The following is a 278-nucleotide window of genomic DNA, read 5'->3' as shown; positions in this document are numbered from 1 at the left end:
GGCCGCCCTGGATGTTGGGCGTGAAGGAGACCTCGCCCTTGTACGCGATCATCGCGCCGCGCTGGCTGAACATCCGCTGCCCGGGCGCCACCCGGGCCTCGACCATCTTGGAGCCGATCTCCCTGAACGGCATCAAGCCCCCCTTCCGTTCGCTTATCCGCCCGTGCGGCGGACGGGTGCGGGTTCGGCGGTCGTCCGCGGGCCGGTGGCCGCACGTGCGTCGCTAACGGCTAGACGTCACCGCCGATCGTGTTCCGCTCGCTGGGCTGGACGTAGAC

At 70.1% G+C, this 278-nt stretch carries 1 pseudogene; it reads right to left on the bottom strand.

Annotated elements, in window-relative coordinates:
- Positions 1-133, bottom strand: a pseudogene (locus tag ACSNOK_RS34050) (AIM24 family protein); the annotation flags it as partial.
- Between the last annotated feature and the right edge of the window lie 145 nt (positions 134-278).

It is taken from the genome of Streptomyces sp. URMC 126 (assembly GCF_051386555.1).
GTDB lineage: Bacteria > Actinomycetota > Actinomycetes > Streptomycetales > Streptomycetaceae > Streptomyces.
This window is presented reverse-complemented; position numbering and strand designations above follow the sequence as displayed.